The organism is Nocardia sp. NPDC102475 (assembly GCF_055584605.1).
Genome location: NZ_JBVJLS010000002.1, coordinates 443973 through 462850, shown reverse-complemented (window position 1 = coordinate 462850; position 18878 = coordinate 443973). Strand labels below are relative to the sequence as shown.

Annotated in this window: 15 protein-coding genes; 8 read left to right on the top strand and 7 right to left on the bottom strand. The window is 65.5% G+C overall.

Going from position 1 to position 18878, the window contains the following annotated elements; all coding sequences use genetic code 11:
• Positions 1-21 precede the first annotated feature (21 nt).
• Genes ACZ60G_RS05320 through ACZ60G_RS05310 form a run of 3 tightly spaced genes read right to left on the bottom strand, consistent with a single transcriptional unit; the run spans position 22 to position 6749 of the window.
• A complete protein-coding gene (locus ACZ60G_RS05320; RefSeq protein WP_465807471.1) occupies positions 22-2592 on the bottom strand; it encodes a polynucleotide kinase-phosphatase in 2571 nt (856 codons plus the stop codon).
• Complete coding sequence (locus ACZ60G_RS05315) at positions 2592-4226, bottom strand: 3' terminal RNA ribose 2'-O-methyltransferase Hen1 (RefSeq protein ID WP_465807469.1); 1635 nt, start codon at positions 4224-4226, stop codon at positions 2592-2594. Before ACZ60G_RS05315 ends, ACZ60G_RS05320 begins: the two co-directional genes overlap by 1 nt.
• 54 nt (positions 4227-4280) lie before the next feature.
• Positions 4281-6749 carry a phosphoketolase family protein gene (locus ACZ60G_RS05310; protein ID WP_465807467.1) on the bottom strand — a complete coding sequence of 823 codons (2469 nt, stop codon included), beginning with the start codon at positions 6747-6749 and terminating at the stop codon, positions 4281-4283.
• A gap of 272 nt (positions 6750-7021) precedes the next feature.
• Here ACZ60G_RS05310 and ACZ60G_RS05305 point away from each other — a divergent pair, with 272 nt between their 5' ends.
• The 6 genes from ACZ60G_RS05305 to ACZ60G_RS05280 all read left to right on the top strand — a co-directional run bounded on the left by ACZ60G_RS05305 (position 7022) and on the right by ACZ60G_RS05280 (position 13077).
• Positions 7022-7612, top strand: coding sequence for an FKBP-type peptidyl-prolyl cis-trans isomerase (locus ACZ60G_RS05305; protein WP_465807465.1), 591 nt, complete (start codon positions 7022-7024; stop codon positions 7610-7612).
• A 168-nt stretch (positions 7613-7780) separates the two neighbouring features.
• Entirely contained in the window at positions 7781-9154 is a 1374-nt protein-coding gene (gene tig, locus ACZ60G_RS05300; RefSeq protein ID WP_465807463.1) for a trigger factor, read from the top strand.
• Positions 9155-9412: 258 nt separating this feature from the next.
• Positions 9413-10021, top strand: a complete 609-nt coding sequence (locus ACZ60G_RS05295) for an ATP-dependent Clp protease proteolytic subunit (RefSeq protein WP_084509095.1) — start codon at positions 9413-9415, stop codon at positions 10019-10021.
• Between the two features lie 44 nt (positions 10022-10065).
• Positions 10066-10734, top strand: a complete 669-nt coding sequence (locus ACZ60G_RS05290) for an ATP-dependent Clp protease proteolytic subunit (protein WP_063044696.1) — start codon at positions 10066-10068, stop codon at positions 10732-10734.
• A gap of 428 nt (positions 10735-11162) precedes the next feature.
• Positions 11163-12443: an ATP-dependent Clp protease ATP-binding subunit ClpX gene (clpX, locus tag ACZ60G_RS05285; protein ID WP_063044679.1), complete on the top strand. Its 1281-nt coding sequence runs from the start codon at positions 11163-11165 to the stop codon at positions 12441-12443.
• A 235-nt stretch (positions 12444-12678) separates the two neighbouring features.
• Positions 12679-13077 (top strand): STAS domain-containing protein, encoded by a 399-nt coding sequence (locus ACZ60G_RS05280; RefSeq protein WP_465807461.1) that lies wholly within the window; start codon positions 12679-12681, stop codon positions 13075-13077.
• A gap of 60 nt (positions 13078-13137) precedes the next feature.
• Here the strand turns inward: ACZ60G_RS05280 and ACZ60G_RS05275 are convergent, their stop codons facing one another.
• Positions 13138-13515 carry a nuclear transport factor 2 family protein gene (locus ACZ60G_RS05275; RefSeq protein WP_397046209.1) on the bottom strand — a complete coding sequence of 126 codons (378 nt, stop codon included), beginning with the start codon at positions 13513-13515 and terminating at the stop codon, positions 13138-13140.
• Positions 13516-14068: 553 nt separating this feature from the next.
• Here ACZ60G_RS05275 and mihF point away from each other — a divergent pair.
• Together mihF and ACZ60G_RS05265 are read left to right on the top strand one after the other, a co-directional pair.
• A complete protein-coding gene (mihF, locus tag ACZ60G_RS05270) occupies positions 14069-14383 on the top strand; it encodes an integration host factor, actinobacterial type (RefSeq protein WP_040687687.1) in 315 nt (104 codons plus the stop codon).
• Between the two features lie 67 nt (positions 14384-14450).
• The gene (locus ACZ60G_RS05265; protein WP_465807459.1) at positions 14451-14846 is read left to right on the top strand and encodes an NUDIX hydrolase; all 396 of its coding nucleotides are present in this window, start codon (positions 14451-14453) and stop codon (positions 14844-14846) included.
• A 65-nt stretch (positions 14847-14911) separates the two neighbouring features.
• On the opposite strand, the gene ACZ60G_RS05260 is transcribed toward ACZ60G_RS05265, so the two are convergent.
• The 3 genes from ACZ60G_RS05260 to ACZ60G_RS05250 form a co-directional block, all read right to left on the bottom strand.
• The gene (locus ACZ60G_RS05260; protein WP_465807458.1) at positions 14912-15445 is read right to left on the bottom strand and encodes a hypothetical protein; all 534 of its coding nucleotides are present in this window, start codon (positions 15443-15445) and stop codon (positions 14912-14914) included.
• A 68-nt stretch (positions 15446-15513) separates the two neighbouring features.
• Positions 15514-16347 (bottom strand): formate dehydrogenase accessory sulfurtransferase FdhD, encoded by an 834-nt coding sequence (fdhD, locus tag ACZ60G_RS05255; protein ID WP_465807456.1) that lies wholly within the window; start codon positions 16345-16347, stop codon positions 15514-15516.
• A complete protein-coding gene (locus ACZ60G_RS05250) occupies positions 16344-18653 on the bottom strand; it encodes an FdhF/YdeP family oxidoreductase (protein ID WP_465807454.1) in 2310 nt (769 codons plus the stop codon). The genes fdhD and ACZ60G_RS05250 overlap by 4 nt, the downstream gene beginning before the upstream one ends.
• Positions 18654-18878 lie beyond the last annotated feature (225 nt).

The following is an 18878-nucleotide window of genomic DNA, read 5'->3' as shown; positions in this document are numbered from 1 at the left end:
ACCGGCCGCGGGCGTGATCTTTCAGAGGCGTGGGTCGACCGGCTCCGATTCGAGGGCGAGGACCGCGAACACCGCTTCGTGCACGCGCCACAGCGGTTCGCCTGCGACGAAACGGTCCAGCGCTTCCAGGCCCAGTGCGTACTCGCGCAGGGCCATCGAGCGCTTGCGGCCCAGACCTCGGGTGCGCAACCTGCGCAGGTTGTCCTCGCGCAGGTACTCCGGACCGTAGATGATCCGGAGGTATTCGGGGCCGCGGCATTTCACGCCCGGCTGGACCAGGCGGTCGCCTTCGCTACGGACCATCGCGTCGTACGGCTTCACCACCATGCCCTCGCCGCCCGCCGTGGTCAGCTCGGTCCACCAGTTGGTGGCGGCGGCTTCGCTGTCCGGATCGGTCAGATCGACGATCCTCCGGCCGGTCGGGGTGAACAGGTCGGCGTCGGCGGCGACCAGCCGGTCGATCGTCGACAGATGCCAATCATGGTCGCGCACCGCATAATTGATGCCCGCACCGGCCAGGACTTGGAACGGCGCGATCCGCAGACCGGCCAGGCCGTCCACCGGCCAGCAGTAGCGGCCGTAGGCGGTGGTGAAGGCCGCCGCGTCGGTCTTGCGTGCGGCGGTACGTTCCGCGAGATCGGTGACATCCAAGCCGCGGGCGGCGGCGGCAGTCAGCAGATCGGTCGCGGTGCCGAGTGCGGCACGGGCGGCCGCACCGACCGCGGCATACTGATTACGCAGCAGGCCAACGGCTTTGGCCGACCACGGCATCAGCTCGGCATCGAGCAGCAGCCATTCGGTGTTCAATTCCTCGAACAGGCCCGCTGTTTCGGCCGCCGCTCGCACCCGGGCGAGTAACTCCTCGGTCCGCCCGGTGTCATCGAAGAACGGACGCCCGGTGCGGGTGTAGAGCGCACCGGTGCTGCCGTCGTCGACGCCGAACCGATCGGCCGCGGCCTGCGCCGAGCGCGTCACGAGGACGATTGCGCGCGAGCCCATGTGCTTCTCCTCGCACACCACGCGTCGCACACCCTCGGACCGGTAGTAGTCGAAGGCCTCGGCGGGATGTTCGAGGTGGCCGTCCAGCTGGGTGGTCGCACACGGCGCCATGGTCGGCGGCAGGTACACCAGCCAGCGCGGATCGATGGCGAAGCGGCTCATCACTTCCAATGCGGCCCCGGCGTTTTCCTCCTGCACGCCGACGCGGCCGTGCTGACGGGTCTCCACTACCCGCCGGCCCATCACATCGTCCAGATCGAGCACGCCGGGATCGCGGTGCGTTACCCCGCCGGGCGTCGCCATGGTGGTGGCCTGCAGCGGACGCACCGGCTCGTACCAAACCCGTTCGGCCGGAACCGAAACCGGCACGCGCTCCGGATAGCGCAAAGCTGAGAGCTTGCCGCCGAAGACGACACCGGTGTCCAGGCAGAGTGTGTTGTTCACCCAGCGCAGATCCGTCACCGGCGTGTGGCCGTACAGCACGGTGGCGCGGCCGCGGTAATCCTCGGCCCACGGATAACGCACCGGCAGACCGTATTCGTCTGTCTCCCCGGTGGATTCGCCGTACATCGCGAAGGCGCGCACCCGGCCCGACGCACGCCCGTGGTACTCCTGCTTGAGCCCGGCGTGCGCGACCACGAGGCGGCCGCCGTCGAGCACGTAGTGGCTGATCAGTCCGCGGCAGAAGTCCAGCGCCGCCTTGCGGAAATCCTCGTCCTCGGTCTCCAGCTGGGCCAGCGATTCCGCGAGGCCGTGCGCGATACGCACCTTCTTGCCGTCGAGTGCGCGCACCAGCTTGTTCTCGTGATTTCCGGTGACACACAACGCCGTTCCCGCGCGCACCATCCCCATGACAAGTCGCAGCACACCCGGGGTATCCGGTCCGCGATCGACCAGATCGCCGACGAACACCGCGGTGCGCCCGGCCGGGTGACTCGCGCCGACAGCCCGGCCCGCATCGTCTCGCGCCAGTTCGTAGCCGAGTTCGCCGAGCAGCGTCTCCAATTCGGCGCGGCAGCCGTGCACGTCGCCGATCACATCGAACGGTCCGGTGAGTTCACGCTTATCGCTCCAGGCCTTCTCGTCGGCAATGGTCGCCGACTCGATCTCCTCGACGCCACGCAGTATGTACACCTTCCGGAAGCCCTCGCGTTCCAGACCGCGCAGGCCGCGGCGCAGTTCGCGCTGCTGCCGGGACACCACGTGCCTGGCCAGGTGCGCCCGGTCCGCGCGTTGCGTATTACGTTCGAAGCAAACGTCATCGGACACGTCGAGCACGATCGCCACCGGTAGCACGTCGTGGGCTCGCGCCACCGCGATCAGTTCCTGACGCGCCTTGGGCTGGACATTGGTGGCGTCGATGACGGTGCGCAGGCCGCGCCGCAGCCGGATACCGGCGATGTGGTGCAGCAGTGCGAATGCGTCCGGCGTCGACGACTGATCGTTCTCGTCATCGCTGACAATGCCGCGACAGGCATCCGAGGAGACGATCGCGGTATGCCGAAAGTGCTTGCGCGCGAACGTCGATTTACCGGATCCGGTACTGCCGATCAGCACGACGAGGGAGAGCTCCGGGACGGATAGCTCGGTCATCACGCGGCTCCTCTCGCACTGCTGTCGGTTGTGGCCTTGGTGAACAGGGCCATTTGCGTGGGTGGGCCGAATTGGGGATGTTCGACACCGACGGGCACGAAGAGCACCGCGTAGCCATACTGTTCGGCCACGCGAGAGCCCCAATCCGTGAATTCCGCACGGGTCCATTCGAAGCGGTGATCGGAGTGCCGGAACTTGCCGGCGGGCAGCGTCTCGTACACCACATTGTGCTCGGCATTCGGCGTCGTCACTACTAGGGAAACCGGTGCGGCAGAAGCGAATATCGAGTATTCGAGCGCACCCAACCGCGGCTCGTCGACGTGCTCGACAACCTCCATCAGCACGGCAGCGTCGTATCCGCGCAACCGCGCATCGGTATACGTCAACGCACCCTGCAGCAACGTCAAACGCTGCGCGACTCGCTCCGGCATCCGATCCAGCCGCAACCGCCGCTTGGTGATGTTCAAGGCGCGCATCGATACGTCGACGCCGACAACTTCGGTAAAGCCCTTGTCGGCCAGTAGTTCCCGCAACAATGCACCCTCGCCGCAGCCGAGATCGAGCACCCGATGCGCCCCGACGTCCCGCAGCGCGGCCAGCACCGCGGCCCTTCGTATGACCGCCAACGACGGTGCCCGCTCTTCGTCCTCGGTCGCCGCTGGCTCTGCAGCCGTCGCGTGTGCCGACGTGGCTTCCGACTCCGCGGCCGCTGCCGCCGAGATCTCGGTCGACCGGGTCGCTGCCGGAACACCGGGTCCGGCGTTATCGCCCACGGCCTCGGGTCCACTGTCCGACCAATCGGCTGCGACCGCCGCGCCGTCAGTCGCTTCCAGCGCCTCGTCGCCCCCCTCCTCGACCGCATCGAGCTCCTCGGCCTCCACATCGTCCACCTCTGCCAGCCGCGCCAGCGCGGTGCGCACCAGCGACTGACGTCGCGCCAGGTAGCGCCGCGTGATCCAGCCGCGTTCCGGATGCTCGGCCAGCCACCCGGCCCCCGCGCGAATGAGTTTGTCGACCTCGTCGGCGGCCAACCAGTAGTGCTTGGCGCCGTCGAGCACCGGCAGCAGGACATACAGGTGCGCGAGGGCGTCGGCAAGGCGGATGGTTCCGGCGAGCTCCAGTCGCACATAATGCGAATCGCCCCACTCCGGAAAGGCCGGATCGAGGGGGAGTGGTTCGGCGATCACGGTCCAGCCGAGCGGCGCGAAGACCCGCTCGGCCGCCTCCGGTCCGCCCTTGCACGGCACCGCCGGCAACACGATCCGCAAGGGCAGTGCCGTCTGCGCCAACTCGGGCCGCTGATCGCAACGTCCGTGCAGTGCCGTGCGGAAGACCGCGCCGAGTGCCACCGACAGCAGCGACGACGCGGCATACGGCCGATCGTTGACATACTGCCCGAGACTGAAATCCGGTGTGCTGCGCGATCGCCCGCGCACCAACCGAATCGGATCCACCTCCAATAGCAGCGCCGCCGTACACCGCGCCGCGGTGGCCTCCGGGTACACCACATGCGCGGTGCCATAGGACTGCTCGAACGCCTGCACCCGGTCCGGGTTCTTGTGCAGCAAGAAGCCCAGATCGGTCGCGGGCCAGGCCGCGCCCTCCGGCGGTGTGCAGGTGATCGTCAACAGCATCTTGCGATCGTCGCCGAGCCGCACACCGCACGCAAGGAAGTTTCGCGGGGCTTATCAGAGACTGAGGTTCGGCCAGGTCCATTCGGCGACCGCTGGAATGTCCTCGCCGTGTTCGCGAGTCCAGGCGCGGGCATTCCAACGAGCGTCGACCATCTCCTGTCGCAGCCCTGCCGCCTTCTCCCGCAGGGTCGGAACCCGGTCGATCACATCCATAACCAGGTGGTACCGGTCCAGATCGTTGAGCATCACCATGTCGAAAGGTGTTGTGGTGGTGCCCTTTTCCTTGTATCCGCGCACGTGCAGCTCGCTGTGGTTGGTGCGCTGGTAGGTGAGTCGGTGGATCAGCCACGGGTACCCGTGGAATGCGAATATCACCGGCCGGTCCCGGGTGAACAGGGTGTCGAACTCGCTATCGGACAGGCCGTGTGGATGTTCGTCCGATGGTTGCAGTCGCATCAGGTCGACCACGTTCACCACTCGCATACGCAGTTCCGGCACGCGTGCACGCAGAATCGCCGCCGCCGCGAGCGTTTCCAGCGTCGGCACATCTCCGGCGCAGGCGAGCACGACATCGGGCGTGGTGCCGAGATCGTCGTTCTGTCCGGCCCAGCCCCAGATTCCGGCACCGCGCGCACAGTGCACCGCGGCATCGGAAACCGAAAGCCAGTCCGCCTGCGGCTGTTTCCCGGCGACCACCACATTGACGTAATGCCGTGAACGCAGACAGTGATCGTAGGTCGACAGCAGCGTATTCGCGTCCGGTGGCAGATACACCCGCACGATCGATGGCTTCTTGTTCAGCACGACATCGAGGAATCCGGGATCCTGATGGGTGAAGCCATTGTGGTCCTGTCGCCAAACATGTGATGAAAGAAGGTAATTCAGGCTCGCGATGGGTCGCCGCCATGGCACCGCCGCACTCGCGTCCAGCCATTTGGCGTGCTGATTGAACATCGCGTCGATGATGTGGATGAAGGCCTCGTAGCAGGTGAACACCCCGTGCCTGCCGGTCAGCAGATATCCCTCGAGCAGCCCCTGACACATATGCTCGGACAGCACCTCGATCACCCGTCCGGTGCGGTCGAGATCCACATCGAATTCGCCGATTTCGGCCTGCCAGTTGCGACCGGTGACCTGCAGAATGTCCTGCAGCCGATTGCTCGCCAATTCGTCGGGGGCGAAGGTCAGGAAGTTGTCCGCATTGCGCGCGGTGACATCGCGCAGCCAGGCGCCGAGCACCCGGGTCGCCTCGTGCTGTGTCGCGCCCGGCTTACGCACCTCGACGCCATAGGACCGCCAATCGGGCAGCCGCAGATCCCGAACAAGCGTGCCCCCGTTGGTAATTGGATTCGCGCTCAGCCGCCGATCACCGTCGGGCACCAGTTCGAGCAGCGCCGCTACCGGCCTGCCCGACTCATCGAAGAGCTCCTCCGGCTGATACGACCGCAACCACTGTTCGAGCACCGCCCGATGTCCGTCATGGGTACGCGCGGCCGCCAACGGCACCTGATGTGCTCGGAAGGTGCCCTCGACCGGATCGCCGTCGACCACCGGCGGGCAGGTCCATCCCTTCGGGGTGCGCAGCACGATCATCGGCCAACTCGGGCGCGCCCCATCGGTCCCCGCGCGTGCGGCCCGCTGAATCTCCGCGATGCGATCCAGAGCGGTGTCGACAGCAATGGCCATTTCCTGGTGCACGTTCGCGGGATCGCTGCCCGCGACGACGATCGGCTCATAGCCGTATCCGCGCATCAGCGTCAGCAATTCGGATTCCGAAATGCGCGCCAGGATGGTCGGATTGGCGATCTTGTACTGATTCAACGCGAGAATCGGCAGCACCGCACCGTCGCGCGCCGGGTTGAGGAATTTATTGGCATGCCAGCTGGTGGCCAGCGGCCCGGTCTCCGCCTCACCGTCGCCGACCACGCAGAACACCGTCAGATCCGGATTGTCCAGCGCCGCCCCGAACGCGTGCAGCAGCGAATAGCCCAGCTCACCGCCCTCGTGGAAGGAACCGGGCGTCTCCGGCGCACAGTGACTCGGTACCCCGCCCGGGAAGGAGAACTGGGCGAACAGCGCGCCCATCCCGGTCTCGTCCTGCGGCACATGGCTGTACAGCTCGGAATAAGTCCCCTCCAGCCACGCACAGGCATTCGGCCCCGGTCCGCCGTGTCCGGGCCCGGCCACGAAGACCGCATCGAGATCACGCTGCCGAATCGCCCGATTGGCGTGTACCCAGACCAGATTGAGGCCGGGCACGGTGCCGAAATGTCCGAGCAACCGCGGCTTGATGTGTTCTGCCAGCAGCGGTTCGCGCAGCAGCGGATTGCTCATCAGATAGATCTGGCCGACCGCCAGATAATTCGCCGCCCGCCACCACGCGTCGAGCGATTCCAGTTCCGCGCGATCGAGCGGTCCCGGCGCCTCAGCGAGCCGATACGGCCGGGGTGCGACGGTCGCGCCGCCGCCGCTTTCGACATTGTCGGCCGAGGTATCGCCCCCGGCGCTGGCTACCTGGGTCATGCTCGACTCTCCTCACACTCGGGCATCAGCGGCGGCACCTGGAGGGACCGCCGGTTACCGGGTCCTGCGCGGTTGCCGACGTCGATTGATAACGCCGGATGGAGAATTCACAGCCAGCCTACCTACGCGGGCGCGCGCCAATCGGTTCTCACGGTCTCGCGTCCACGACGGGTCCGTCTGGTGCCGGAGGTCACCCGATCCGGTGCCATCCGTCGTCGCGCTATCGGCGGGTGGTTGGGCCGTGCGAGTCGCGGTGGATTATGGTCCGCCGCATGCAAACACTGCGCAGGATCATCGGTATCGGCACCATCGCCGCGGCGACATTCGCGCTGGCTGCCTGTGGCTCGGATGATGACAAGGGCTCGTCCGCCACCACGTCTGCGGCCACCTCATCGGCCGCCGCGGCATCGGCGCAGCCCACCTTCGGTCAGCTGCCCGCGCAGAACACCGGCGCCGAATGCACCGCCGACGACGTCGTGGTGGTGGGCGGTTTCGGCGCGACGCCGAAGATCACCATCCCGGACACCTGCACCCCGCCGACCCAGCTCCTCGTCAAGGATCTCGTTGCGGGCAGCGGTCCCGGTGCGGTCGCCGGTCAGCCGCTTACCATGAACTACACGCTGATCACCTGGTCGGATAAGAAGAAGCTGGACAGCTCGTTCGACCGCGGCAAGCCCTTCCAGCTGACGCTCGGTGCCGGACAGGTCATTCCGGGTTGGGAGCAGGGGCTGGTCGGCGTGCAGGCGGGTGCGCGGCGGCTGCTGATCATCCCGCCGAACCTCGGTTACGGCGCGGGCGGCAACGGCATCAAGCCCAACGAAACGCTGGTCTTCGTCACCGACGCGGTCGGCGTCGGCAAGTAATCGCGACGCGCGGTCGGCGGCGGTGGTGCTGCCTGCAGCCCGCCGCGACGGGTCAACTAACCTGGTCGAGATACGCACGTTGAGCCGTGCGGCGATTTCGCTCGTGATTACCCCCAGCAAGTCGGCCACAAGCAAGTCGACCAGAACCAACGAACAAGGAGCATGTCCGTGAAGAGCACCGTCGAGCAGCTGAGCCCGACCCGGGTCCGGATCAACGTCGAGGTGCCTTTCGAGGAGCTGAAGCCGGACTTCGACAAGGCCTACAAGGCGCTGGCCAACCAGGTCCGCATCCCCGGCTTCCGTCCGGGCAAGGCCCCGGCCAAGCTCATCGAGGCCCGCCTGGGCCGCGGCGCGATCCTCGAGCAGGTCGTCAACGACGTGCTGCCCGGTCGCTACAGCGAGGCCGTCACCACCTCCGAGGTCAAGGTCATCGGCCAGCCCGAGATCGAGATCACCAAGATCGAGGACGGCCAGGAGCTGGCGTTCACGGCCGAGGTCGACGTGCGCCCGGAGATCGCCCTGCCCGCCTACGACGGCATCGAGGTGACCGTCGACTCGTTCACCATCGGCGACGAAGACATCGAGGAGCAGCTGCAGTCGCTGCGCCAGCGCTTCGGCACCCTGACCGGCGTCGAGCGGCCGGTCCAGGACGGCGACTTCGTCTCCATCGATCTGTCGGCCACCGTCGACGGCGAGGACGTGCCGGAGGCAGCCACCACCGGCCTGTCCCACGAGGTCGGCTCCGGTCAGCTGATCGAAGGCCTGGACGAGGCGCTCACCGGGCTTTCGGTCGACGAGTCCAAGGAGTTCACCTCGACCCTGGTCGCCGGTGAGCACGCGGGCAAGGAGGCGGTCATCACCGTCACCGTGCGCTCGGTCAAGGAGCGCGAGCTGCCCGAGGCCGATGACGACTTCGCCCAGCTGGCCAGCGAATTCGACACCCTCGACGAGCTGAAGGAAGACCTGCGCAACCGGGTCGAGCGCGTCAAGAAGGTCGAGCAGGCCGGTCAGATCCGTGACAAGGTGCTCGAGACCCTGCTCGAGCAGGTCGAGGTGCCGCTGCCGGAGGCGGTCGTGCAGGCCGAGATCGACGCCGTGGTGCACGATGCCGTGCACGGCTTCGACCACGACGAGGCCAAGCTCGCCGAGGCGCTCGAGGCCCAGGGCTCCAGCCGCGAGGAATTCGACAAGGACACCAAGGAGTCCGCCGAGAAGTCGGTGAAGACCCAGCTGCTGCTGGACGCCATCGCCGAGGCGGACAACACCCAGGTCGGCCAGGAGGAGCTCACCGAGCGGATCCTGTTCCAGGCGCAGCGCTACGGCCTCTCGCCCGAGCAGTTCATCCAGCAGGTGCAGCAGGCGGGCCAGCTCGGCGCGGTCTTCGCGGACGTGCGTCGCGGTAAGGCGCTGGCCGGTGTGGTCGGCAAGGTGAAGGTCACCGACTCCGACGGCAACGCCGTGGACACCGCCGAAATGTTCGGTGCCCCTGAGGGTTCCGAGCCGGAGGGCACCGAAGAGACCACCGCCGCGAGCGCCGAATAATTCCATGGAGGAGCAGCGTGATCTGGACTCGTGTGGTTTGGTGATTGCGCTGTGAGCGAGCGCAGCGAGTGAACCAAGAACACAGTGCGCTCTCGCGCACAGTGCAATCGAGCGTCAGCGAGATTGCGCTGTGAGCGAAGACGGGCGGTACCGGGAGTTCGGTGCCGCCCGGCTTCGTTAATGTTTGTGACAAGCGAACCAGAGATGGCTGTTCGGTATCAGCAACGAGCCGGTAAGAGAAGGCAGGTATCCGTGACAATGAACAAGGCAGGGGTCGTCATGACATCCGCGACTGCTGGTCTGAACCTCAGTGATTCGGTGTACGAGCGCCTGCTGCGTGAGCGCATCATCTTCCTCGGCACTCAGGTCGACGACGACATCGCCAACAAACTGTGCGCGCAGATCCTGCTGCTCACGGCGGAGGACCCCACCCGCGACATCGCGCTCTACATCAACTCGCCCGGTGGTTCGGTGACCGCGGGTATGGCCATCTACGACACCATGCAGTTCGCCGAGTGCGATATCGCCACATACGGCATGGGCTTGGCCGCATCGATGGGTCAGTTCCTGCTCACCGCCGGTACCAAGGGCAAGCGGTACGCCCTGCCGCATGCACGCATCATGATGCACCAGCCGTCGGCGGGTATCGGTGGTTCCGCGGCCGATATCGCGATTATGGCCGAGCAGTTCGCGCACACCAAGCGTGAGCTCAACGAGCTGCAGTCGCTGCACACCGGCAAGCCGATCGAGCAGGTCACCATCGACGCCGATCGTGACCGCTGGTTCACCGCGCAGCAGGCCCTCGAGTACGGCTTCATCGACCGCGTGATCACCCACGCGGCGCAGGCGAACGGCGCGGGTAACTAGCTGCCGAGCTGCCCCGTTCCCCCTCAACGACTTTGGAGACGAAGATGGCCAATCTGTTCGACCCGCGCGCCGGTCTCGGCGGCACCGCCCCGGCGAGCCCGCAGTCGCGCTACATCCTGCCTTCGTTCATCGAGCACTCGAGCTTCGGTGTCAAGGAGTCCAACCCGTACAACAAGCTGTTCGAGGAGCGCATCATCTTCCTCGGCGTGCAGGTCGACGACGCCTCGGCCAACGACATCATGGCGCAGCTGCTGGTGCTGGAGTCGCTGGATCCCGATCGCGACATCACCATGTACATCAACTCGCCCGGTGGTTCGTTCACCTCGCTGATGGCGATCTACGACACGATGCAGTACGTGCGTGCCGATGTGGCCACCGTCTGCCTGGGTCAGGCCGCATCCGCCGCGGCCGTGCTGCTCGCCGCCGGTACTCCCGGCAAGCGCGCCTGCCTGCCCAACGCCCGCGTGCTGATCCACCAGCCGTCGCTGGAGGGCGGCATCCAGGGGCAGGTTTCGGACCTGGAGATCCAGGCCGCCGAGATCGAGCGCATGCGTCGCCTGATGGAGACCACGCTGGCACGTCACACCGGTAAGGATGCGGACACCATCCGCAAGGACACCGACCGTGACAAGATCCTGACGGCCGAGGACGCCAAGGAATACGGGATCATCGACACGGTCTTCGATTACCGCAAGCTCAGCGCCCAGAAGTAGGGCGGACGCGCCGGATGCGGCGCGCCGATCGCTCGTAAGTTGCTCTATGTCAGGAAATTCCGGCCGGGCCACATGCCGCTCGGCATGTGCCCCGGCCGGACTGCTTCAGGGAAGCCGACCGGCCGGAAGGGTGTCGGGCGGAAGGGTTTCCGAGGCGGGCGGCCAGGAGTATCGGATGGCCGTCGATCGGGGTGAACGTGTTCCATAGTGGTAAGAACTCGGACGACCCCCGTGAGAAACATGCTCGAGTTGTCGACCTCCGTCGCACACACCGGGTACGGTCGACCTAGGGACCTTTGCTCCCGGTTGACGGCAGTGCTCGTACCGTCGGATTCGCTCGAGGTGTTCGTGATTACACCCGAGGGTGGCGGATTGCTGGCAACCTGGATAGACGGTTGCACGCGGACAAGGAAGTAGGGACCCACGAGATGGCGCGCATCGGAGATGGCGGCGATCTGCTGAAGTGCTCGTTCTGCGGAAAGAGCCAGAAGCAGGTCAAGAAGCTCATTGCGGGACCAGGGGTGTACATCTGCGACGAGTGCATCGATCTATGCAACGAGATCATCGAGGAAGAGCTGGCCGAGTCCAGCGAGGTCAAACTCGATGAGCTGCCCAAACCTGCCGAGATCCGGGATTTCCTGGAGAACTACGTGATCGGGCAGGACACCGCCAAGCGCACCCTCGCGGTGGCCGTCTACAACCACTACAAGCGCATCCAGGCGGGCGACAAGGGTCGCGACAGCCGCGGCGAGACCGTCGAACTGGCCAAGTCCAATATCCTGATGCTCGGTCCCACCGGCTGCGGTAAGACCTACCTGGCGCAGACGCTGGCCAAGATGCTCAACGTCCCGTTCGCCATCGCCGACGCGACGGCGCTGACCGAGGCCGGATATGTCGGTGAGGATGTGGAGAACATCCTGCTGAAGCTGATCCAGGCCGCGGACTACGACGTCAAGCGAGCCGAGACCGGGATCATCTACATCGATGAGGTCGACAAGATCGCCCGCAAGAGCGAGAACCCGTCGATCACCCGTGATGTCTCCGGTGAGGGTGTGCAGCAGGCGCTGCTGAAGATTCTGGAGGGTACGCAGGCGAGTGTGCCGCCGCAGGGCGGCCGCAAGCATCCGCACCAGGAATTCATCCAGATCGACACCACCAACGTGCTTTTCATCGTTGCGGGTGCGTTCGCGGGGCTGGAGAAGATCATCTCCGATCGCACCGGACACCGTGGCATCGGCTTCGGCGCCGAGGTGCGGTCCAAGGCGGAGATCGATACCGATGACCACTTCGCCGAGGTGATGCCGGAGGATCTGATCAAATTCGGTCTGATCCCGGAATTCATCGGCCGCCTCCCGGTCGTCGCCTCGGTGACGAACCTGGATAAGGACTCGTTGGTCAAGATCCTCTCCGAGCCGAAGAACGCACTGGTGAAGCAGTACGTGCGGCTGTTCGAGATGGACGGCGTGGACCTGGAGTTCACCGATGACGCGCTGGAGGCGATCGCCGATCAGGCCATCCTGCGCGGCACCGGCGCCCGTGGTCTGCGCGCCATCATGGAGGAGGTCCTGCAGCTGGCGATGTTCGACATCCCCAGCCGCGACGACGTCGCCAAGGTGGTCGTGAACGCCGACACCGTCAACGACAATGTGCTGCCGACCATCGTGCCGCGCAAGGCGCAGCGCGCCGAGCGTCGGGAGAAGTCGGCGTAGCACCGCAGTACGCACACGTTCACGAATGGGCCGGAGATTTTTCCGGCCCATTCGATGTGTAGCGGCCCGCCGCTTTGGGTACTCGTAAGTCACGGTTGAGTAACCAGCCCAGTCCTGGTCCTTGGATGATCGGGGCGAAAAGTTCCCGCCGACAAAGGTTTCTGTTCGGCGGATGCGACGGACCGAGGTCCTCATGTCGACAGTTCTAGTTTCCTCAGATCAACGGATCGCTGCCGTGGACGGATCCGGACCGAAGCGGTCCGCCGATCGTCTGTGTGTAGTCGTATCGCCGCCGGTGGATTCGGTCACCTTGTGTGCCGTCGGCGGCGAGATGGACTACCTGACGGCCGACGCCCTTCGGCAGTCTCTGCTAGAGGCACTGCCGACGGCGGGCGCGGTGGTGGTTATCGACCTATCGCAGGTGACGTTCTTCGGCGTCGCTGGGCTGCGGGTGTTGATGGAGGCCCGATCCTGGTTCGGCCACAGCGGCCGTCGACTCCAGTTGATCACGGGTCCGCGCTGCGTGGATCGGCTACTCGAGGTCGCGGGTCATGCCGCGGTCTTCGATGTCATCCCGAGCCTCGCCGCGGTCGCGCGGCCGAAACCGCTCGCGTCGGCTCGCGCGAGCGCCTGATCATCGAAAACACTGGTGCGGCAGCCGAATTCGGCTGCCGCACCAGCGGTCTGTGTGGACTCAGGACGCTTCGTTGCGCATATCGTCCTGGCTCCAGTAGGCGCGCATGGCAACGATCTTGCCCTCGTCGTCGAAGTCCATCGCATCGATCGGCGAGAGGGTGAAGCGCTGATCGCCGAATTTGGTGACGAGGGTGAACATGAAGGCGGCGTGGTTGCCTGCGATTCGAACCGAATCCGCGTGCAGCTCGGTTTCCCGATCGAGGTTTCCGAGCACCTCGTAGAACTCGCGAATGGCGTCGTGCCCGCGCTTGGGTTCGGTGCCGATCGGATCCTCCACCACCGCATCGGGTGCGTAGAGGTCGACGATCGCCTCGGTCGGGCCGGAACCGACCAACTTCACGTACTGCTCGATCACATCGCGGATCTTGGCTGCCATGGAAACCTCTCACGAATTGAAACGTGTTCTAATTCGGAGCGTAGCAGTGTCCGGTGATCGCGTGACATGGAATCCCGTTGGCTGGGCGGACGTACTGGCGCAGATGGCCCCCCGCGCCAGCACTCGTCGAACTGTATTGCGCACCGAACGGGCCGATCGTCGCCCCCTCGGCTATCTTGTTGGCGCGCTAGTGCTTCTGGATACGGTGACGACCGCTTGTCACATCGCTGTGACGCCCGATCGCGCCCGGACTCGGAATCACCATTGACTCCCTGGTTCGCCGTTGAACCTTCTGTCCCGCACTTGTGCGTCTGCTTTTGGTGTCGCCAGAAACCCTCCGTGTGTTACCGGCTCCGCAGCTTTGTGGATTCCTTTTGTCCTTTTCGCCTGGTCCGCATGGGTCTTCAGCCCGGTGGGGCGGGGGTGTTTCAGAAAACTTGTCGCTATTTCTCGGTGTTCGAACCCGGTGTGTCGAGCTTGTGTGGTGCTCGTCGTGCTGTTTACTCGGTCCGGTCAACCAGATGTTCGAGTGACGAGTGAAAGCGGAGGAGACATGGCACTGCCTACCATGACCGCGGAACAGCGCACTGAGGCGTTGGCCAAGGCGGCTGCGGTCCGCAAGGCGCGCTCCGAACTTATCGGCAAGGTGAAGGCCGGCAAGGTTTCGGTCGCCGACCTGTTGAAGAAGGCCGACAGCGATGACCTGGTCAAGAAGACCAAGGTTGCTGCCGTGATCAAGGCGCTGCCCGGTGTCGGACCGGTCAAGGCGGCCAAGCTGATGGACCAGGCGGAGATTCCCGAGGACCGCCGCATCGGTGGACTCGGCGCCCGCCAGCGTGCGGCGTTGCTCGAAGCGTTGAAGGACTGACACGTCGTCCGTAGCGATTGCTTGCAGGTCGCTCGAAAGGGTCAGTCGGGCCATGATCGGAGAACGAATGCTCACGTCGGTGGCGTGGCTGTGCGTCGAGAACGGCCGCTTACTCGCGGTCCGGACCGAGGGACGCGACGCCTTCTATCTGCCGGGCGGCAAGCCCGAACCCGGAGAAACCCTGGCGGGAGCGCTCGTTCGGGAGGTTCGCGAGGAAGTCGGCGTCGAATTGGAGGCGCACCGGATCACGCCCGTGGTGACGATTACTGCCCCCGCCCACGGGCGTCCCGGAACGCTGGTCGAGATGCACTGCTTCCGCGCACCCGGTCACGGCGTGCCGGCTCCGGCGGCGGAGATCGCCGAGATGGCGTGGCTCGGACCGGACGACGGACACCTGTGTGCGCCGGCCGTTGTGCAGGCTCTCGACCATTTGACCGAGGTCGGAGGTTGGCACGCGTCCTGAACGCGCCCACTTCGCACGGAAAACGCCCCACAGCATGCGCTGTGGGGCGTTACTGTTTCGGCGGTCTAGCGGTTCGTGCGGCGGCGGGGGCGTTGGAAGGTGATCGGGGCGGGATCGCGCAGTTGTGGCCCTCGCGGGGTGACCAGGATCAGGGCCAGGCCGAGCGCGACGATCAGCGCCGCACCGATGACACTGAGGGTGAAGCTGGCCCCGCCCATATCGGCGGGTTTGTGGAAGGCGTGATAGATCAGGTGCGGAAGGCCGAAGACCAGCCAGCCGAGGCCCGCGACCTGGGCGAGTGCGCTGCCGCCGAGGAATGCCGCGGCCAGTGTCACCGCGGTCAGCGCCAGAAAGAACGAGCCGACATCGGAGGCCAGATGGTGGTTGTACGGGCCGTCCGCGGAAATCCACTGCATGCCGAAGCCTGGAAAGCTGGTGTACCAGGAATGCGGTGCCAAGACCGCCCACAGCCCGACGACTGCACCCTGAAATGCCAATACCCCCAACATGATTCGAACCGCGAGCCAGCGATTGCGCTGCTGTTCGAACCGCATCCGCACGCGTAGTCCGCCGGATTTGCCATCTACCGTGATCCGCATCGGTCTCTCCGTTCATCGCCGAACCAGGGATCTGGTGCTGCAACCGTAAGTCGGACCTCGGGTCACGATCAATAGGCGGCGACCTCGTCGGTGATGGTCAGCCGGTCCGAGCGGGAGTAGATGTTCATGGTGTCCCCGCGCAGGAAGCCGACCAGGGTGAGGCCGGATTCGGCGGCCAGATCGATGGCCAGCGAGCTGGGGGCCGAGACGGCGCCGAGCATCGGGATGCCCGCCATCACGGCCTTCTGGACCAGTTCGAAGGAGGCCCGGCCGCTGACGATGAGCACGAGATCATTTGCGGGGATACGGTTTTCGAGCACGGCCCAGCCGAGCACCTTGTCGACGGCGTTGTGCCTGCCGATATCCTCGCGCACGGCGAGTGCGGTGCCGTCGGTGGTGAACAGTCCCGCCGCATGTAGACCGCCGGTGGCGTCGAAAACTGTTTGGCGGGTGCGCAATTGGTCCGGCATGGCGGCGAGGGTTTCGGTGTCGACGGTGATCGAGGTGGTCGGCAGCGGGAATTTGGTCCGGGTGCGGACCTCCTCGAGTGCGGTTTTGCCGCAGAGGCCGCATGCGCCGGTGGTGAGGAAGTTGCGGCCGTGCACCGGGATCGGGGTGCGCAGGTGGACATCGAGGACGTTGTAGGTGTTCTGCCCGTTCTCGTCGGTGCCCGCGCAGTAGCGGGCGCTCACCACATCCTCGGCGGTTTGAATAATGCCTTCGCCCAGAAGGAATCCGTGCACCAATTCGATATCGCTGCCCGGGGTGCGCATGGTGACGGTGAGCGACTGGCCGTCGAGGCGCAACTCCAACGGTTCCTCTACCGCAACGGAATCCGGGCGTTCGATCACGCCGTTGGGCGAGATGCGGCGCGTCTTGCGGCGCGCGGTCACTCTACTCACGATGGCTGCCCCACATGGACGTGCGGCTCCACCCGGATGGTCACTGCCTTGGACACCGGTGTATTCGACCGTGCCGCAACGTGATCCAGCGGAACCAGCGGATTGGTCTCGGGATAGTAGGCGGCGGCATTACCGCGCGGGGTCGAGTATTCGACGATGCGGAACCCGGTCACCTTGCGCTCGGTGCCGTCGGTCCATTCGGAGACCAGATCCACCAGATCACCATCCACGAACCCGAATTCGGTGATGTCGTCGATATTCATCAGGACCACCTTGCGGCCGCCGTGCACACCGCGATAGCGGTCGTCCAAGCCGTAGATGGTGGTGTTGTACTGGTCGTGGCTGCGCAGGGTCTGCAGGATCAACCGACCCTCGGGTACTGGTACCCACGTCAATTCGTTGACCGCGAAATTGGCTTTGCCGGTGGCGGTGCGGAATTCGCGGGAGTCGCGCGGCGGATGCGGCAGCACGAAGCCGTTGCGGTCGCGCACCCGCTTGTTGTAGTCATCGCAGCCGGGTACGACACGGGCGATCGCATCGCGGATCTTGTCGTAGTCCTGCTGATACTGCGCCCATGGCACCGGGTGATCGGCGCCGAACAGTGTCTGCGCGAGTTCGCAGACGATGGCGACCTCGCTGCGCAATTGCTCGCTGACCGGCTTCAGCCGACCGGTGGACAGATGCACCATCGACATCGAATCCTCGACCGAAACTTGCTGTTTCGTGCCGTTCTGCAGGTCGAGATCGGTGCGGCCGAGGGTGGGCAGGATGAGTGCGGTCGCGCCGTGCACGACGTGGCTGCGGTTGAGTTTGGTGGAGACGTGCACCGTCAGCGCGCAACTGCGCAGCGCCGCCTCGGTCACCCCGGTATCCGGCGTGGCGGATACGAAATTGCCGCCCATGCCTAAGAACACCTGCGCCGCACCCACGCGCATGGCCCGGATGGCATCGACGGTGTCGTAGCCGTGTTTGCGCGGGCTGGTGATGCCGAATTCGCGATCGAGTGCGTCGAGGAAGGTGTCGGGCATCTTCTCCCAGATGCCCATGGTGCGGTCGCCCTGCACGTTGGAGTGGCCGCGCACCGGACAGACGCCCGCGCCGGGCTTGCCGATCATGCCGCGCAGCAACAGTAGATTGGTCGCCTCCTCGATGGTCGCGACGCCGTGCTTCTGCTGTGTCAGGCCCATCGCCCAGCAGATGATGATGTTCTTCGATTCGGCCAAAAGTGCTGCGGTGCGGTGCAAATCGTGGTCGGTCAGTCCGGTTGCCGCCCGCACGGTGCCGAGATCGACTGCGCGCACATTCTTTTCGTATTCGGCGAAGCCCGCGCAATGCGCATCGACGAACTCACGATCGACCACCGTGCCCGGTGCGTGGTCCTCGGCCTCGAACAGCAGTTTGCCCAGGCCCTGGAACAGCGCCATATCGCCGCCGAGCCGGATCTGCAGGAAGTCGTCGGCAATGGCGACGCCGCTGGTGAAGCCCTTGACCGTCTGTGGGTCGCGGAAGCCGAGCAGTCCGGTCTCCGGCAGCGGGTTGACCGCGATGACCTTGGCGCCGTTGGCCTTCGCATCCGCCAGCGCGCTGAGCATGCGCGGATGATTGGTGCCCGGATTCTGGCCCGCGACGATGATCAGATCGGCCTTGCCGAAGTCGTCGATCGAGACCGAACCCTTGCCGATGCCGATGGAACTGGTCAGCGCGGCGCCGGAGGATTCGTGACACATATTCGAACAGTCCGGCAGATTGTTCGTGCCGAAGCTGCGGACCAGCAATTGGTAGAGGAATGCGGTCTCGTTGGCGGTGCGGCCGGAGGTGTAGAACAGGGCCTCATCGGGGGAGCTCAGCGCGCGCAGGTGCTCGACGATGAGTTGGTAGGCGTCGTCCCACTCGATGGGCGTGTAATGGGTCGCGCCGGGGCGTAGCACCATCGGATGGGTGAGGCGGCCCTGCTGGCCGAGCCAGTAACCGGATTTGCTCGCCAGTTCCTCGATCGAATGCTGAGCGAAGAATTCGGGGGTGACGGTGCGCAGGGTCGCCTCCTCGGCGACGGCCTTGGCGCCGTTCTCACAGAACTCGGCCGGGCGGCGATGCCCGGTCGGCTCCGGCCAGGCACAGCCGGGACAGTCGAAGCCGTGCACCTGGTTGAGGCGGGCCAACGTGCGTGCGGTGCGCAGCACCCCCATCTCCTCGACCCCGCGTTTGAGCGCAACAGCCACAGCCGTCACACCCGCCGCCTGCTTCTTCGGCTGGGTGACGGTCAATTCGGACTCGTCGATGTCCTGTGTCGGCCCATTGCGGTGCATGCCCGATATTGTCCTCTCCCGGCGAAGTTTGTCGCGGACCCCCCCTTTGTCCTGATCCCGGGTGCTCAAGTTGCGGCTGTCGGCTCCTGCCCGACGGGTACCACCTGGTTCGGATCGTATGCATCGGTGGCTGGTTCGGTGTCGGCTACATCGGTGACGCTACCTGGTAGCCAGCGGTTTTCGCCGGGTTCGGGCTCGGCGAGAAGGCTCCGCGCCGGCGGGTGC

What these genes read in the sequence shown, in the direction of transcription:
- ACZ60G_RS05310 (WP_465807467.1), bottom strand. Translation starts at nt 6,749, where the DNA reads ATGACCCAGGTAGCCAGCGCCGGGGGCGATACCTCGGCCGACAATGTC.
- clpX (WP_063044679.1), top strand. Translation starts at nt 11,163, where the DNA reads ATGGCGCGCATCGGAGATGGCGGCGATCTGCTGAAGTGCTCGTTCTGC.
- mihF (WP_040687687.1), top strand. Translation starts at nt 14,069, where the DNA reads ATGGCACTGCCTACCATGACCGCGGAACAGCGCACTGAGGCGTTGGCC.
- ACZ60G_RS05290 (WP_063044696.1), top strand. Translation starts at nt 10,066, where the DNA reads ATGGCCAATCTGTTCGACCCGCGCGCCGGTCTCGGCGGCACCGCCCCG.
- ACZ60G_RS05305 (WP_465807465.1), top strand. Translation starts at nt 7,022, where the DNA reads ATGCAAACACTGCGCAGGATCATCGGTATCGGCACCATCGCCGCGGCG.
- ACZ60G_RS05265 (WP_465807459.1), top strand. Translation starts at nt 14,451, where the DNA reads ATGCTCACGTCGGTGGCGTGGCTGTGCGTCGAGAACGGCCGCTTACTC.
- ACZ60G_RS05275 (WP_397046209.1), bottom strand. Translation starts at nt 13,515, where the DNA reads ATGGCAGCCAAGATCCGCGATGTGATCGAGCAGTACGTGAAGTTGGTC.
- ACZ60G_RS05315 (WP_465807469.1), bottom strand. Translation starts at nt 4,226, where the DNA reads ATGCTGTTGACGATCACCTGCACACCGCCGGAGGGCGCGGCCTGGCCC.
- ACZ60G_RS05250 (WP_465807454.1), bottom strand. Translation starts at nt 18,653, where the DNA reads ATGCACCGCAATGGGCCGACACAGGACATCGACGAGTCCGAATTGACC.
- ACZ60G_RS05320 (WP_465807471.1), bottom strand. Translation starts at nt 2,592, where the DNA reads ATGACCGAGCTATCCGTCCCGGAGCTCTCCCTCGTCGTGCTGATCGGC.
- ACZ60G_RS05260 (WP_465807458.1), bottom strand. Translation starts at nt 15,445, where the DNA reads ATGCGGATCACGGTAGATGGCAAATCCGGCGGACTACGCGTGCGGATG.
- ACZ60G_RS05295 (WP_084509095.1), top strand. Translation starts at nt 9,413, where the DNA reads ATGAACAAGGCAGGGGTCGTCATGACATCCGCGACTGCTGGTCTGAAC.